The sequence below is a fragment of the Micromonospora sp. ATA51 genome, assembly GCF_016802855.1.
Lineage (GTDB): Bacteria > Actinomycetota > Actinomycetes > Mycobacteriales > Micromonosporaceae > Micromonospora > Micromonospora sicca.
In genome coordinates, this window is sequence record NZ_JAEVHJ010000171.1 from 1 (window position 1) to 13,802 (window position 13,802).

Consider the following 13,802-nt stretch of genomic DNA (forward strand, 5'->3'; position numbering starts at 1 on the left):
CTGGCCCGCCGAGTGCGACCTCATGGCGCGGCTGGCCGGCTTGACGCTGGAGCAGCGTGTGGCGGACTGGGACGGGGCGCCCTTCACGTCCGACAGCGAGAGCCACGTGTCGGTCTGGCGCAAGCCACTCGACGCCTCTGATGAGGGCTTAGCCGAGGCCTGAGCGAACGTCCGCTCATCCGCGGATTCGGTCGTCTCGGTTGCCCTGCCAACGGCATGTGCGGACGTTCCTGGTGGCGAAGCTACGACACGATGACAGGCGTGGCCGACGTCGGTAACCTCCAGGACCAGCGGCTCTGGAATGCGACCGTCGCAGCGATCGCGGTCCTGGACGGATTCGGCTTAAGAGAACCGCCACCCACTGGCGCTCACGCCTCGTCCTGCCAGGACACCCGGACGTCACAGCGTCGTAACGCACCCATTGACGAGCCCCGCTCGAAAGTTACACTCCCGGTGTAATAACCAGCCCCACGCTTCGCCTGAGTCGCCCAGCGCATCCCCCGTCGCCGCGTCTTTGCGAGAGGTGAAGATGAGCCCTCCACCCACCGACGGAATCGACCTGGCCCTGCACCACGTCGGCGTGCGGTTCGGCGGGCTGGTCGCGCTCGACGACGTCTCCCTGCGGGTGCCACCCGGCCGGATCGTCGGCGTCATCGGCCCCAACGGTGCCGGGAAGACCACCCTGTTCAACGTCGTCTGCGGGTTCGTCCCGCCGACCAGCGGCTCGCTCACCCTCGACGGCCGGCCGTTCCGGCCGCGCCCGCACCGACTCACCCGGCTCGGCATCGCCCGCACGCTCCAGGGCGTCGGCCTCTTCCCGGGCCTCAGCGTCCTCGAGAACGTGATGGCCGGCGCCAGCCACGCCGCCCGGGCCGGCTTCGCCGCCGCCCTGTTCGGCCTGCCCCGCAGCGACCGCGACGAACGCCGGCTGCGCGACGAGGCCCGCGACCTGCTGGCCGAGCTGGGCGTCGCGCAGCACGCTGCGGCGGCCCCCGCCACCCTGCCGTACGCCGTCCGCAAACGGGTCGCCCTCGCCCGCGCCCTGATCGCCCGGCCCCGCCTGCTCCTGCTCGACGAACCGGCCGGCGGGCTGAGCGCCGAGGACATCGCCGAGCTGGGCGAGCTCGTCACCGCGCTGCCCGGCCGGGCCGGCGCCGCCTGTTCGATCATGCTGGTCGAGCACCACATGGACCTGGTGATGTCCGTCTGCCACGAGATCGTGGTGCTCGACTTCGGCAAGGTCATCGCCGCCGGGACACCCGAGCAGGTGCGCGACGACCCGCTGGTGACCGAGGCGTACCTCGGCGCCGACGTGCCGGCCGAGACGACGCCGGGGGCCGCGTCGTGAGCGCCCTGCTGGAGGTCGAGGCGCTCAGCTCCGGCTACGGACCGGTGCCGGTGCTGCGCGAAGTCACGCTCGACGTGCCCGCCGGCACCATCGCCGCCGTGCTCGGCGCCAACGGCGCGGGGAAGACCACCCTGCTGCGCACCCTCTCCGGCCTGCTCCGGCCCACCGGCGGCCGGGTCCGCTACGACGGCGCGGACCTGCGCGGCGTACCGGTCGAACGCCTGGTCCGGCGCGGCCTGGCGCACGTGCCCGAGGGACGCGGCATCGTCGCCGAGCTGACCGTCGAGGAGAACCTGCGCCTCGGCGGCCTGTGGCGCCGGGACCGGGCCGACGCCCGCCGGGCGCAGGACGAGGTGTACCAGCTCTTCGAGCCGCTGGCCCGGCGGCGCCGGCACGCCGGCCACCAGCTCTCCGGCGGGGAACGGCAGATGCTCGCCCTCGGGCGGGCGCTGATCGCGCGCCCAAAACTGCTGCTGCTCGACGAGCCGTCGCTCGGGCTCGCCCCCCGGGTCGCGGCCCAGATCATGGCGCTGCTGCGCCGGCTCTGCGACAACGACGGCCTGACCGTCCTGCTCGTTGAGCAGAACGTCCGCAGCGCCCTCTCCGTCGCCGACCAGGGCGTGGTGATGTCCCTCGGCCGGGTGGTGATGGCCACCCCGGCGGCGCAGCTCCGCGACGACGCCACGCTGCGCCACGCGTACCTCGGGTTCTGACCGCCCGGCACGTAGGAAGGATCAGCGCTTGGACCGGTTCTTGTTCCTCACCTTCGACGGGCTGTCCACCGGGGCCGTCTACGCGGCGTTCGCCCTCGCCCTGGTGCTCATCTGGCGGGCGGCCCGTCTGGTGAACTTCGCGCAGGGTGCGATGGCCGTGGCGACCGCCTACGTCGGCTACGCCGTCGTCTCCGCCACCGGCTCGTACTGGCTCGGCCTCGGCGCCGCCGTCCTCGCCGGCCTCGCGTTGGGCGCGCTGGTCGAGCGGGTGCTGATGCGCTTCGTCGGCCACGCCAACCCGCTCAACGACGTCATCGTCGCCCTCGGCCTGGTGCTGCTGATCCAGGCGGTGCTCGGCATCGTCTTCGGCAACGAGTACCGGCCGGCGGCCGCGCCGTTCGACACCGACGCGCTGTCCCTCGGCGGGATCGCCGCGATGTCCCCGTACGACCTGTGGGTCCTCGGCGCGGTCCTGGCGGTCGTGGTGCTGCTCGGGCTGCTGTTCACCCGGACGCCTATCGGCCTGCGGATGCGGTCGTCCGCCTTCGCGCCGGAGGTGTCCCGGCTGCTCGGCGTCAACGTCGGCCGGATGCTCACCGTGGGCTGGGCCCTCGCGGCCGCGGTCGGCGCCCTCGCCGGCATGCTGGTCGTCCCCACCGGGCTGGGGCTGCACCCGCACGCGATGGACCTGGTCTTCGTCGTCGCGTTCACCGCCGCGGTGGTCGGCGGCCTGGACAGCCCGGCCGGCGCCGTGGTCGGCGGCCTGCTGGTCGGCCTGATCCTGTCGTACGTCACCGGCTACCTCGGCCCCGACACCACGCCGCTGGCCATCCTCGTCCTGCTGCTGGCGGTCCTGCTCGTCCGCCCCGGGGGGCTCTTCTCCAGCGTGAGAGCGAGGCACGTGTGACCGCGACCCAGCCTCCCGAGGTCTCCACCGTGGCGCCTCGGCCCGCCACCCCGTCACCGCTGCGCCGGTGGTGGCCCGGCCCGCCCGGCGCCGCCGGACCGCGCGGTTCGACGTTGCTGCGCCACCTGATTCTGGCCGTGCTCGCCGGCACGGCGGTCGTGCTGGTGACCAACCAGTTGGCGCCGTACCAGAATCTCCAGGTCGCCCGGGTCTGCGCGTTCCTCTGCGTCACCGCCGGCTACACCGTTCTGGTCGGGCTCAACGGCCAGCTCTCCCTCGGGCACGGGGCGCTGATGGCGACCGGGGCGTACACGGTCGCCCTGGTGCAGCAGGGTTTCGAGGAGCGGGCGGTGCAGGGCCGGTGGATCCTGCCCCTGTCGCTGCTGCTCGCCGCCGCGGTGACCGCGGTGGCGGGCCTGGTCATCGGGCTGGCCGCCGCCCGGCTGCGCGGGCCGTACCTGGCCGGCGTCACCCTCGCCGTCGCGACCCTGGTCCCGGCGCTCACCACGATCTTCACCGACCTGTTCAACGGCGAGCAGGGGCTGCGCTTCCCGACGGAGACGCCGCCGGCGTTCCTCGGCGCGTACTTCCAGCCGGAGCGCTGGCTGGCCTGGGTCGCGCTGCTCGCCGCCCTGCTGACGATGCTGCTGATGGCGAACCTGGTACGCAGCCGGTTCGGCCGGTCGCTGCGCGCCGTCCGCGACGACGAGGTGGCCGCCCGGCTGGCCGGCATCCACGTCGCCCGCAACCAGGTGCTCGCCTTCGTGGTGAGCGCCGCCTGCGCCGGCCTCGGCGGCGGCGTGTACGCGGTGCTCACCGCCACCGTCGCCCCGGGCAAGTTCTCGCTGGACCTGTCGCTGTTCCTGCTGATGGCGATCGTGATCGGCGGCCTGGGCAGCCTCGCCGGCGCGGTCTGGGGCGCGGTCCTGCTGGTGGCGCTGCAGGACCTGCCGAGCCTCATCACCGAGACCTTCACCCTGCCGTCGGGCCTGGCCCAGCGGCTGGAGGGCAACCTGGCCCTCGCCGTGTTCGGACTGATCCTCATCGTCGTCATGCTCGTGGCCCCGGGCGGCCTCCAGGGTGCCGCCCGCACCCTCACCGCGCGTCTGCGGCCAAGCCGCCGGACCGCCCGCCGCTGAGCCACCGGGTTCCACCCCCGTTCGCACCCCGTCGCACCGGAATGGAGAACCATGTATCCCACCGCACACCGCGTACTCGCGGCCACCGCCGGCCTCGCGCTGCTGATCGGCTCGTCGGCCTGCGCCAACGACGAGCAGCAGGCGGCCGAGAACGTCCCGGGCGTCACCGACACCGAGGTGGTGATCGGCACCCACCAGCCGCTCACCGGTCCGGCCGCGGCCGGCTACTCCAAGATCTCCGCCGCCACCAAGGCGTACTTCGACCACGTCAACAGCAAGGGTGGCGTGAACGGCCGGAAGATCGTCTACAAGGTGATGGACGACGGCTACAACCCGGCGAACACCGACAACGTCGTCCGCAAGCTCGTCCTCGACGACAAGGTCTTCGCGCTCCTCGGCGGCCTCGGCACCCCCACCCACACCAACGTGCTGGAGTTCGTCAAGACCCAGAAAGTGCCCGACCTCTTCGTCTCCTCCGGCAGCCGGAACTGGAACCAGCCCGACAAGTACCCCACCACCTTCGGCTGGCAGCCCGACTACACCGTCGAGGGCAAGATCCTGGCCACCTACGTGAAGCAGCAGTTCCCCGGTCAGAAGGTGTGCCACTTCGGGCAGAACGACGACTTCGGCCGCGACTCCCTCGTCGGCGTCGAGAAGATCCTCGGACCGGTGGCGGCGAAGCAGACCTACACCCCCACCAACCCGCAGGTCGGCCCGGCGATCGGGGCGCTGAAGGCGGCCGGTTGCCAGGTGGTCATCTCGGCGAGCATCCCCGGGTTCACCGCGCTGGCCATGGGCCAGGCCGCCGGCCAGGGGTTCAAGGCGCAGTGGGTGGTGTCCAACGTCGGCGCGGACTACACCACGCTGTCCAAGCAGCTCGGCGACAAGAAGGTCATCCTGGAGGGCATGCTCGCCGACAACTACCTGCCGATGGCGGGCGACGCGAGCAACCCGTGGATCCAGGCGTTCACGAAGATCCACCAGCAGTACAACGCAGCCAACCCGATCGACGGCAACGCCGTCTACGGCTACTCGATGGCGTACACCTTCGTGCAGGCGCTGCTGGCGGCCGGCAAGGACCTCACCCGGGAAAAGCTGGTCGACGCGGTGCACAAGGGCGGTTTCAAGGGGCCGGGCCTCACCCCGTTCCGGTACAGCCAGGACGTGCACGCCGGCTACAGCGGCGTGCGGATGAACAAGGTCACGGGCGGCGTACAGAGCTACTTCGGCCCGACCTGGACCACCGACGACGGTGACGGCGAGGTCAAGGAGTTCACCGAGGCGCCGACCGCGCCGCCGGCGGACGCCATCCCGACGACCTGACCGGCGCGACCGCCGGTCACCGGCCGGCAGGCCAGTCGGGACCGGGCCGCCACGGCGTCGTGGCGGCCCGGCCCCGGTGAGTCGCGGCGGCCTCCGAGCACCTGTCGGGCGTCGTTACGCTTGCGGTGCAACTTCCTTCGGCGCCGCCGCCCGTCCGGACAGGGGACCGTCAGATGATCGAGGTGGACGCCGACGCGCCGGCACGGGTGGACGGGCGGGCGGCGCGGGGCGAGCGCACCCGCGGCGCCATCGTCGAGGCGCACCTGGCGCTGATCGACGAGGGAGACCTCAAGCCCACCGGGGAGCGCATCGCCGAACGCGCGGGGGTGTCGCTGCGCACCCTGTGGACCAACTTCAAGGACATGGAGACCCTGTACGCCGCGACCGGGCAGCGGGTCAGCGAGCGGCAGGAGTCGCTGTTCCGCCCGATCCCGCCGGAGTGGCCCCTCAGCCGGCGGATCGCGGAGTTCTGCGCCCAGCGGGTCCAGATGGTCGAGGCGCTGGCGCCCTCGGCCCGTGCCTCCGCGCTGCGCGAGCCCTTCTCACCCCAGTTGCGGCGCAACCGCGAGGAAGCCATCGCCCGGATGCGCCGCGAGATCGAGCTCGCGTTCGGCCCGGAACTGGCGCAGGCGGGGGAGGGGCACGAGCAGCTGCTCGACGCCCTGACGGTGGCGAGCACCTGGGCGGCCTGGTCGATGATGCGCGACGCGATGGGGCTGGACGTCGAGGCGGCCCGGGCCATCCTGGCGCAGACCGTCGGTGCCCTCCTCGTCGACGCCATCGCCGCCGCCCTCCGCTAACCCACCCCACCCCGCCTCGTTGGTGGACCGCGGTGGCGGGCTGGTGACCCGGGCGCTGGCCGGCCAGGTCGTGCCGGAGTCGACGCTGCGGGCCGCCTGCCACGCCGGCCGGTTGCTCCGGGTGCTGCCGCAGGTCTACGTGGACACCCGCCTGGTCCCGCCCGGGCCGGACGCCGGCCTTCCCCTCCTCGCCCGGCTGAGTCCCGAAGTGGCGCAGCGCGCCGTGCTCGCTCACGCGGACGGGCGGGGTGCGTTGAGCAGCCTCACCGCCCTCGACGCGTGGGGTCTGCGCGGGCAACCCCCGGGCGAGCCGGTGCACCTGGACGTGCCGGCCGACTCCGGCCTGCGCACCCGGCCCCATCTCGTGGTGCACCACCGCCGAGGCTTCACGGTGGAACCGCCGCACGTCGTCACCCGCCGCGAACTCCCGGTCGTACGGCTGGAAAGCGCGCTGGTCGACGCGTGGCCGGCGCTGCCACCACTCGACCACCCGGCTCCCCTGATCCGGGCGGTCAACGACCGGCTGACCACGCCCCAGCGGGTCGACGCGGCCCTCGCGACCGTGCCGAGGCTGACCGGTTGGGCCGAGTTGCGGACGCTGCTCCCGAGGCTCGCCGCCGGCTGCCGCAGCCCGCTGGAGATCTGGGGCCACGACCACGTCTTCACCGGCCCCGACCTGCCCGCCTTCCAGCGGCAGGTACGCATCCAGGCCCGGCGCCGCAGCATCTACCTTGACGTCTACGCCGAGCCCGAACGCGTCGACTTCGCACTCGACGGCGCGACCACGCACGGCGATCGCCGGCAGCGGGAGATCGACCTGCGGCGGGACGCGCCGCTGGCCACGCTCGGCATCCTGGTGGTGCGGTTCGCGCACCGCCGGTTGGTGCACGAGACCGACGAGGTACGCCGGGAGATCCTGGCGATCCTCGCCAGCCGTCGTCCTGGCCACTGACCGGGCTGAGGGAGGGCTGCGGTGATCGTCCAACGGCCGTCCGTCGCGCGGCCGGGGGCGGCGGCTGAAAGGTCGACCAGGAAGGGGCATCGTGCCGATCAGGGCTCCTGCCCTACCCTCGGCGTCATGATCGAGTCGCTGCCCGGCGGGCGGTTGTCGGGCCTGCGTACCATGCTGGCCTGGCACGGTGTGCCCGGCCTCAGCTGCAAGGGTGCGACGCACCGGATCCGGTCAGCCCGGTTGGAGATCGCTGTCGCCCGGGTCCGTGACCTCCTCGACTTCGCCGAGATGGAGGACGAGGAGATGCGCTACTGGCAGGGCGTCTCCCAGGAGGCCGCCGTCGCCGGCCTGGCCGGGCTCCCGCCCGACGTGCCGGTCTGGACCCGGGAGGCCGCGGCGTTCACGGCGCGGGAGCGGAGCACCGGGCGGCTGGTGGGCAGCTTCAGCCTCTACGTGCAGCCCGGGCGGCAGATGCACGTCGGCGGTTCGGTGGTCGCCGACGCCCGTGGAAGGGGCTACGGCCGGGAGGCGCTGGAGCTGGTCTGTGCCATCGCGCACCGCCATCTCGGACTGTGCCATCTCGTCGCGCGGTGCGAGGCGGCCAACGTGGCGAGCCGGCGGTGGCTGATGTCGGCCGGCTTCGCCCAGGTGGCCGGTGACCCGAGGCATGTCCTGCCGGACGGGCGTGCGGTGCAGGCGCTGTGGTGGCAGCGCTCCGACCCGCGATCCCGACGGCGTTGCGCCAGCTTTCAGGCACCCGGTTTGCACCTGCACTTCCCCTGACCGGCGGGCGTCAGGCGCTTGCCTGACCGGCGGGCGTCAGTCGCGCAGCGTACGGAGAATGCGGGCCAGGTCGGCCCGGTCGGCCTCGTCGAGGTCGCCGAAGAAGCGTTCCGCCTCGGCGTTCCGGGCGGCCCGGATGGCGGCACCGACCCGGGTCCCCTCGTCGGTCAGCGCGACCAGGGTGGCGCGCCGGTCCTCCGGGTCGGGCCGCCGCTCGACCAGGCCCCGCTCCTGGAGCCCGTCGACCACCTCGGTGGTGGAGCGCGGCGCGATGTGCAGCTGCTCGGCGAGCGTGCTCAGCCGCAGCGCGCCGTGCCGCATCAGCACGGCCAGGGCGCGGGCGTGACCGGGGTTGATCTCCCACGGTTCGAGGGTGCGGCGGGACTGGTGGCGCAGCCGCCGGGCCACCCCCCAGAACAGCTCGGCCAGGCTCTCCTCGTCGTCCCCGGTCACGGGAATACCGTAGCAGTACTTCCTGTTGCTACCTCACGATGAGGTAACCTCAGCATTACCTCCAACAGGAAGCGAGCACCCGTTGGAAGCACCCCGAGAAGGCCGCGGTGGCGGCCCACGCACCGTCAGCGCTGCCGAGAAGGCGCAGGCCCGGCAGGTGTCGCTGCGCCGGGTCGGCCGGCTCTTCGCCGCGCACCGCGGCCAACTGGCCGTCGTCGTGTCGATCATCGTGGCGTCGTCCGTCATCGCGATGGCGTCGCCGTTCCTGCTCCGTACCGTGATCGACCGGGCCCTGCCCGAGCGCGACCTGACCCTGCTGGTCTGGCTGGTCCTCGGCATGGTCGCCGTCGCGGCGGTGACCTCCGTGCTCGGCGTCGTGCAGACCTGGATCTCCACCCGGGCTGGCCAGCAGGTCATGCACCGGCTGCGCACCGACGTCTTCGCCCACCTGCACCGGCAGTCGATCGCGTTCTTCACCCGCACCCGCACCGGCGAGGTGCAGTCCCGGATCACCAACGACATCGGCGGCATGCAGACCGTCGTCACCTCCACCGCCACCTCCATCGCGGCCAACCTGACCACCGTGGTCGCCACCGCCGTCGCCATGGTGGCGCTGAGCTGGCGGCTGTCCCTGGTGTCGCTGGTCGTGCTGCCCCCGGCGATCTGGCTGACCCGGCGGGTGGCCCGGATGCGCCGCGAGATCACCGCGCAGCGGCAGCGGGAACTCGCCGACCTCAACGTCACCATCGAGGAGGGGCTGTCGATCAGCGGCGTGCAGCTGAGCAAGACCCTCGGCGCCGGGCCCAAACTGGTCGAGCGGTTCAACGCCTCCTCGGCCCGGCTGGTCGACCTCGAGCTCCGCTCCGAGCTGGCCGGCCGGTGGCGGATGGCCGCGATGACCGTCATCTTCGCCGCCATCCCGGCGGTCATCTACCTCAGCGCCGGCCTCCCGGCGACCGCCGGCACGCTGAGCATCGGCACCCTGGTCGCCTTCACCGCCCTCCAGGGCGGACTCTTCCGGCCGCTGATGGGGCTGCTCAACGTCGGCGTCTCGCTGACCGCCTCGCTGGCGCTGTTCGCCCGGATCTTCGAATACCTGGACCTGCCCGTCGAGGTGGACGACCCGGCCCGCCCGGTCGAGATCGACCCGGCCCGGGTCCGCGGGCACCTGCGCTTCACCGACGTCACCTTCAGCTACCCGGGCAGCGACACCGCCGCCGTCGCCGGCGTCAGCCTGGACGTCCCGGCCGGCACCAGCCTCGCGCTGGTGGGCGAGACCGGCTCCGGCAAGAGCACCCTCGCCGCGCTGATCACCCGGTTCCACGACCCGGCCGCCGGCCGGGTCACCATCGACGGCGTCGACCTGCGCGACCTGCGCCTGGCCGACCTGGCCGCCGTCGTGGGCGTGGTCAGCCAGGAGACCTACCTGCTGCACACCACCGTGCGGGAGAACCTGCGGTACGCCCGGCCGGACGCCACCGACGCCGAGATCGAGGCCGCGGCCCACGCCGCGCAGATCCACGACCTCATCGCCGGCCTCCCCGACGGGTACGACACGGTCGTCGGCTCCCGCGGCCACCGCTTCTCCGGTGGCGAGAAGCAGCGCCTGGCCATCGCCCGTACGCTGCTGCGCGACCCCCGCATCCTGGTGCTGGACGAGGCGACCAGCGCGCTGGACACCGAGACCGAACGCGCCGTGCAACGGGCCTTCGACGCGCTGTCGGAGGGCCGCACCGTGGTCACCATCGCGCACCGGCTCTCCACCGTGCGGGACGCCGACCAGATCGCGGTGATCGACCACGGCCGGATCGTCGAGGCCGGCACCCACCAGAGCCTGCTCGACCGGGCCGGCCGGTACGCGGCGCTCGCCGCGTGACCAGCCACGGCCCGACGGGGCCGTCCCTCGTGATAGGGCAGGTCCCGAGCCGGTCCCGTTCCTCGTGACCGCGCACGCCCCGACCCCGCGCCGATCCGGCCGCCGGGCCGGGCCGTCCGCGGGCTACCGGCCGGCTGCGGCGCGCACGCGCGGGTCCGCCAGGGCTCGCGCCATCGCGGCCAGCAGGCCGCTCGCGCAGAGGCCGGGCGCGCCGACCAGGAACTCCTCGCGCTCCATCCACTCGACCCGCTCGACGCCCGGCCGATCCAGGAGCGCCTGGTCCAGTGATCGCGCGGCGTCGTCGTCGTAGCACAGCCGGGCCTCGTCGCCGAGCCGCAGCCCCCAGTGGAACGGGCCGATCAGGTCCGGGCCGCTGTCGGTCTCGTCGTAGATCTCCAGCCACCGGTCGCGCGACTGCGCTGGCGTGACGCCTAGCGCACTCGCCTCGACGAGGTCCCGGACCGTCAGCGGCTCCATGCCGCGTTCGGTGACCGGCAACGCCAGGCCGGTCAGCTCGTCGTCGTGCTCGGGGCACGAGCAGTCGGACCGCTGCGGCGGCATCCAGTCTTCGCTTTCACGCCGGTCGATGAAGACCATGGCGGGATCGTACGGGTGCTGGGTGGTCCCGTGGGGGCGCCGGGACGCCCGACGGCCGAAGGCCCGGCGAACATCGGACGGCGGCCAGGCGCGGCCGGGTCAGCCACCGTGCCGGTGGCGCCAGGGCCGGCCCTCGTCATCGGTACGCAGGAAGCTGCCGTCGCCGAGCGGTTCCAGGTCGTACGAGGTGCGGGTCGGCGCGTCGAGCACGCCCCGGATCTCGCCGGTGCGGACGTCCACCAGGTGGTGTCGGTGCCACTCCTCCTCGGTCTCCTCGATCTCGCCGACGACCGTGACGACGGCGGTGTCCGGGTCGAGATAGCCGCCGGCCCACTCGACCATGGCGTCGGCCCACTCGTGGCCGAAGGCCGCCAACGGGATCCGGACCACCTCCGCGCCGTCCGGCCAGGTGTGGAAGGCGACGTCCTCCTGCTCGTGGTGCACGGTCATCACGTGCCGACCGTCCGGGGCAAGGTCGACCACGACCCGGTCCTCCCACGGGTAGTCGGTCAGCTCGATGCCGGTCCCGGTGAGCCGGCCCCGGAACACCCGCGAGCCGTCCTGCCCCTCGCCGACGTCGAGCAGCATGTGCACACCGTCCGGCTCGGGGAAGTGCTCCGCGCCGTGGCCGACGCTCTGCAACTCGACGTCCGACCGGACCTCGCCCGTCATCGTGTCGACCACCAGCCACCGGTCGAGCCCGTTGCCGCGCATGGCCATCCCGTCCGGCCGGTAGATCCACACGAGCCGCTCATCGACCGAGAACTCGCACGAGACCCGGGCGTTGACGAGTCCCTGTTCCGGGCGCGGCCCGAACTCCAGCCGCCAGAACTCATGGCCGTCCCGGTCCACGCACCGCACAGAGTCTGTCGTCGCGTACACCGTCCGGCCCAGGTCGCGGGTCACCGCCCGCCCCTCGATCCGGCCGTCTTCGCCACTGAGGTCGAAGACAGCGTCCGGGCTGAGCGGGCCCGTCGCGGCCGGCGGTCGGGAGAGGTCGTACGCGAGCAGCCGCCCGTCGACGAGGCGGGTGTGCACCGGGTGGATCATCGTCATGGCTGGTCAGGCTAGCGGACCCGGGTGACCCGACGATCTCCCGAAAATGCGATCTCCAAAACGTGAGTCGCAGGTGCATCGTGGGTAGAGTGGCGCGGTGCATGACGGAGTGCAGGCTCAGGTGCCGGTGCTGTATGTCGCGGACGCCGACGCCGCGCGGCGGTTCTACGAGGCCTTCGGCTACTCGGAGCAGCGCTCCGGCGGTGAGGGCGAGTCCCGCTGGTCGTACCTGCAGTGCGGGGAACTGACCATGCTGCTGGCGGCGGTGCAGCCGCGCCTGGTCACCGTCGAACTGCCCCTGCTGATCTACCTCTACGTCGGCGACCTCGCCGCGACGCTCCAGCGGCTGACCGACGCCGGACATCCCGTCGAGCGTGCCGGTTATCCGGAGCACGCCCCGGGCGGGGAGTGCCGGACCGCCGACCCGGACGGCAACGTGGTGGTGTTCGGGCAGCGTCGGGTCGTCCCCGAGCAGGCCCGGGTGGAGCAGCCCGGCGGCGAGGCGCGCTTCTCGCTGATCCGCGAGGCCGCCGAGGCGGTCAGCCGCCGGGGCGGCGCGCCGGCCCACTGCCAGATCGGCGGCCCGCGCGGCGAGGCGTGCCCGGAGCCGGCCGAGGTCAAGCTCGCCGACTCGTGGGGCGACACGGTGTGGGGCTGCTTGGCACACGCCGACGAGGCCCTGCTCAACGCCCGGGGCGCGTTCCTGGCCACCGAGGACGGGATGGGTCTGGGCCCGTTCCTCCAGCTCCACCAGGCACACCCGGACCGGGCCGCGCAGGGCTGACCTTCGGCCTCTCGCTAGCCACGGCCTGGGTGAGGATCGGCTCCGGGGGCGGGAATTCGCGGCAGCATCGGACGGTCGAGTCAGGTCATTCGGCGGAACCCGTCGGCCGTGAGGCGCGGCTAGGCTGCTGTCGCTTCTGATCAGCGACACAGTTAGGCACAGCATCATGGCGTTGCGGTTCAACACTCCACCGGGCTGGCCGGCGGCACCTGAAGGTTGGCTCCCGCCAGCGGGATGGCAGCCGGATCCAACGTGGCCCGTGCCCCCGGTCGGGTGGCAACTCTACGTCGACGACGCCGCCCCGCAGGCCCCGATGAACCTTCCGGCGGTGCGGAGCACCACCGATGTCATCGCGCCCGAGCCGCGCCCAGCGACCCTCGAGTTGCCGCCCGTGACCGGCACCCAGTCGTTGCCGCCGACGGCAGCCCCGCCGCCCCGGCCGCAGGTGGCGCCGGCCGTCGAGCCGGGCGTGCTGTGGGCCGCCACCGGTCAACCCATCACCGGTATCGGTGCCGGCCGGTACAAGTTGACGGCCACGATGCTCTACTTCGAGCGGGGCGTCCTCTCGACGAATGCGCAGCAGGTGCCGATCGGCGACGTGGTCGACGTGGACCTGCGACAGTCGATCACCCAGAAGGCCCGGGGCGTCGGCAACGTGATGGTGAAGGTGCAGCGCTCGAACGGCTTCGAGCTGGTGGTGCTGGAGGACATCCCGGAGCCCCGCAAGGCGGTGTCGATCATCAACGAGACGGCCCACGCGGCCAGGTTGGCCCAGCAGGAGCGGATGAACACCCGGCACTACTCCGGCGCGCCCGCTATGGTGCCGCAGCCGCCGGCGGCCCCAGCCGTCCCGTCCGCGCCGCCGCAGGTCGATCCGATCGCGCAGCTTCGGCAGTTGGGCGAGCTTCGGGACGCGGGAATCCTCACGGAGGAAGAGTTCGCGGCGAAGAAGGCGGAGATCCTGTCGCGGCTCTAGATCCTTGGGTTCGAGAATCTGAACAACTGAGTCAGGTTTTCAGGCTGCGGTTTTGAGTCGTGCGCGGGCGATGTAGTCGTCGACGTGGTGGTCGA

Annotated in this window: 14 protein-coding genes; 11 read left to right on the plus strand and 3 right to left on the minus strand. The window is 72.7% G+C overall.

Annotated elements, in window-relative coordinates:
* Positions 1-529: 529 nt before the first annotated feature.
* The 8 genes from JNW87_RS23460 to JNW87_RS23495 all read left to right on the plus strand — a co-directional run bounded on the left by JNW87_RS23460 (position 530) and on the right by JNW87_RS23495 (position 7,965).
* The gene (locus JNW87_RS23460) at positions 530-1,348 is read left to right on the plus strand and encodes an ABC transporter ATP-binding protein (protein ID WP_109800291.1); all 819 of its coding nucleotides are present in this window, start codon (positions 530-532) and stop codon (positions 1,346-1,348) included.
* Complete coding sequence (locus JNW87_RS23465) at positions 1,345-2,061, plus strand: ABC transporter ATP-binding protein (RefSeq protein WP_109800290.1); 717 nt, start codon at positions 1,345-1,347, stop codon at positions 2,059-2,061. Before JNW87_RS23460 ends, JNW87_RS23465 begins: the two co-directional genes overlap by 4 nt.
* Before the next feature lie 28 nt (positions 2,062-2,089).
* A complete protein-coding gene (locus tag JNW87_RS23470) occupies positions 2,090-2,968 on the plus strand; it encodes a branched-chain amino acid ABC transporter permease (RefSeq protein ID WP_109800289.1) in 879 nt (292 codons plus the stop codon).
* Complete coding sequence (locus JNW87_RS23475) at positions 2,965-4,107, plus strand: branched-chain amino acid ABC transporter permease (protein WP_109800288.1); 1,143 nt, start codon at positions 2,965-2,967, stop codon at positions 4,105-4,107. Before JNW87_RS23470 ends, JNW87_RS23475 begins: the two co-directional genes overlap by 4 nt.
* 51 nt (positions 4,108-4,158) lie before the next feature.
* Positions 4,159-5,430, plus strand: a complete 1,272-nt coding sequence (locus JNW87_RS23480) for an ABC transporter substrate-binding protein (RefSeq protein WP_109800287.1) — start codon at positions 4,159-4,161, stop codon at positions 5,428-5,430.
* A 173-nt stretch (positions 5,431-5,603) separates the two neighbouring features.
* Positions 5,604-6,230, plus strand: coding sequence for a TetR/AcrR family transcriptional regulator (locus JNW87_RS23485; RefSeq protein WP_109800286.1), 627 nt, complete (start codon positions 5,604-5,606; stop codon positions 6,228-6,230).
* Positions 6,231-6,252: 22 nt separating this feature from the next.
* The gene (locus JNW87_RS23490) at positions 6,253-7,182 is read left to right on the plus strand and encodes a DUF559 domain-containing protein (RefSeq protein WP_238454399.1); all 930 of its coding nucleotides are present in this window, start codon (positions 6,253-6,255) and stop codon (positions 7,180-7,182) included.
* A gap of 126 nt (positions 7,183-7,308) precedes the next feature.
* A complete protein-coding gene (locus JNW87_RS23495; RefSeq protein ID WP_109800285.1) occupies positions 7,309-7,965 on the plus strand; it encodes a GNAT family N-acetyltransferase in 657 nt (218 codons plus the stop codon).
* A 36-nt stretch (positions 7,966-8,001) separates the two neighbouring features.
* On the opposite strand, the gene JNW87_RS23500 is transcribed toward JNW87_RS23495, so the two are convergent.
* Positions 8,002-8,418 (minus strand): MarR family winged helix-turn-helix transcriptional regulator, encoded by a 417-nt coding sequence (locus JNW87_RS23500; RefSeq protein WP_109800284.1) that lies wholly within the window; start codon positions 8,416-8,418, stop codon positions 8,002-8,004.
* 157 nt (positions 8,419-8,575) lie between these two features.
* Here JNW87_RS23500 and JNW87_RS23505 point away from each other — a divergent pair, with 157 nt between their 5' ends.
* Positions 8,576-10,294: an ABC transporter ATP-binding protein gene (locus tag JNW87_RS23505; protein WP_236647328.1), complete on the plus strand. Its 1,719-nt coding sequence runs from the start codon at positions 8,576-8,578 to the stop codon at positions 10,292-10,294.
* 123 nt (positions 10,295-10,417) lie between these two features.
* On the opposite strand, the gene JNW87_RS23510 is transcribed toward JNW87_RS23505, so the two are convergent.
* Together JNW87_RS23510 and JNW87_RS23515 are read right to left on the minus strand one after the other, a co-directional pair.
* Complete coding sequence (locus JNW87_RS23510; protein ID WP_109800282.1) at positions 10,418-10,891, minus strand: hypothetical protein; 474 nt, start codon at positions 10,889-10,891, stop codon at positions 10,418-10,420.
* A gap of 99 nt (positions 10,892-10,990) precedes the next feature.
* Complete coding sequence (locus JNW87_RS23515; protein ID WP_109800281.1) at positions 10,991-11,947, minus strand: hypothetical protein; 957 nt, start codon at positions 11,945-11,947, stop codon at positions 10,991-10,993.
* A gap of 97 nt (positions 11,948-12,044) precedes the next feature.
* Between JNW87_RS23515 and JNW87_RS23520 the strand changes: the two genes are divergently transcribed.
* Together JNW87_RS23520 and JNW87_RS23525 are read left to right on the plus strand one after the other, a co-directional pair.
* Positions 12,045-12,731, plus strand: a complete 687-nt coding sequence (locus tag JNW87_RS23520) for a VOC family protein (protein WP_109800280.1) — start codon at positions 12,045-12,047, stop codon at positions 12,729-12,731.
* A 259-nt stretch (positions 12,732-12,990) separates the two neighbouring features.
* The gene (locus JNW87_RS23525) at positions 12,991-13,707 is read left to right on the plus strand and encodes an SHOCT domain-containing protein (protein WP_201749479.1); all 717 of its coding nucleotides are present in this window, start codon (positions 12,991-12,993) and stop codon (positions 13,705-13,707) included.
* Positions 13,708-13,802: the final 95 nt, after the last annotated feature.

Bases quoted from the DNA above. Each gene is read 5' to 3' on its own strand.
- JNW87_RS23485 (WP_109800286.1), top strand. From the start codon at position 5,604: ATGATCGAGGTGGACGCCGACGCGCCGGCACGGGTGGACGGGCGGGCG.
- JNW87_RS23495 (WP_109800285.1), top strand. From the start codon at position 7,309: ATGATCGAGTCGCTGCCCGGCGGGCGGTTGTCGGGCCTGCGTACCATG.
- JNW87_RS23480 (WP_109800287.1), top strand. From the start codon at position 4,159: ATGTATCCCACCGCACACCGCGTACTCGCGGCCACCGCCGGCCTCGCG.
- JNW87_RS23515 (WP_109800281.1), bottom strand. From the start codon at position 11,947: ATGACGATGATCCACCCGGTGCACACCCGCCTCGTCGACGGGCGGCTG.
- JNW87_RS23510 (WP_109800282.1), bottom strand. From the start codon at position 10,891: ATGGTCTTCATCGACCGGCGTGAAAGCGAAGACTGGATGCCGCCGCAG.
- JNW87_RS23460 (WP_109800291.1), top strand. From the start codon at position 530: ATGAGCCCTCCACCCACCGACGGAATCGACCTGGCCCTGCACCACGTC.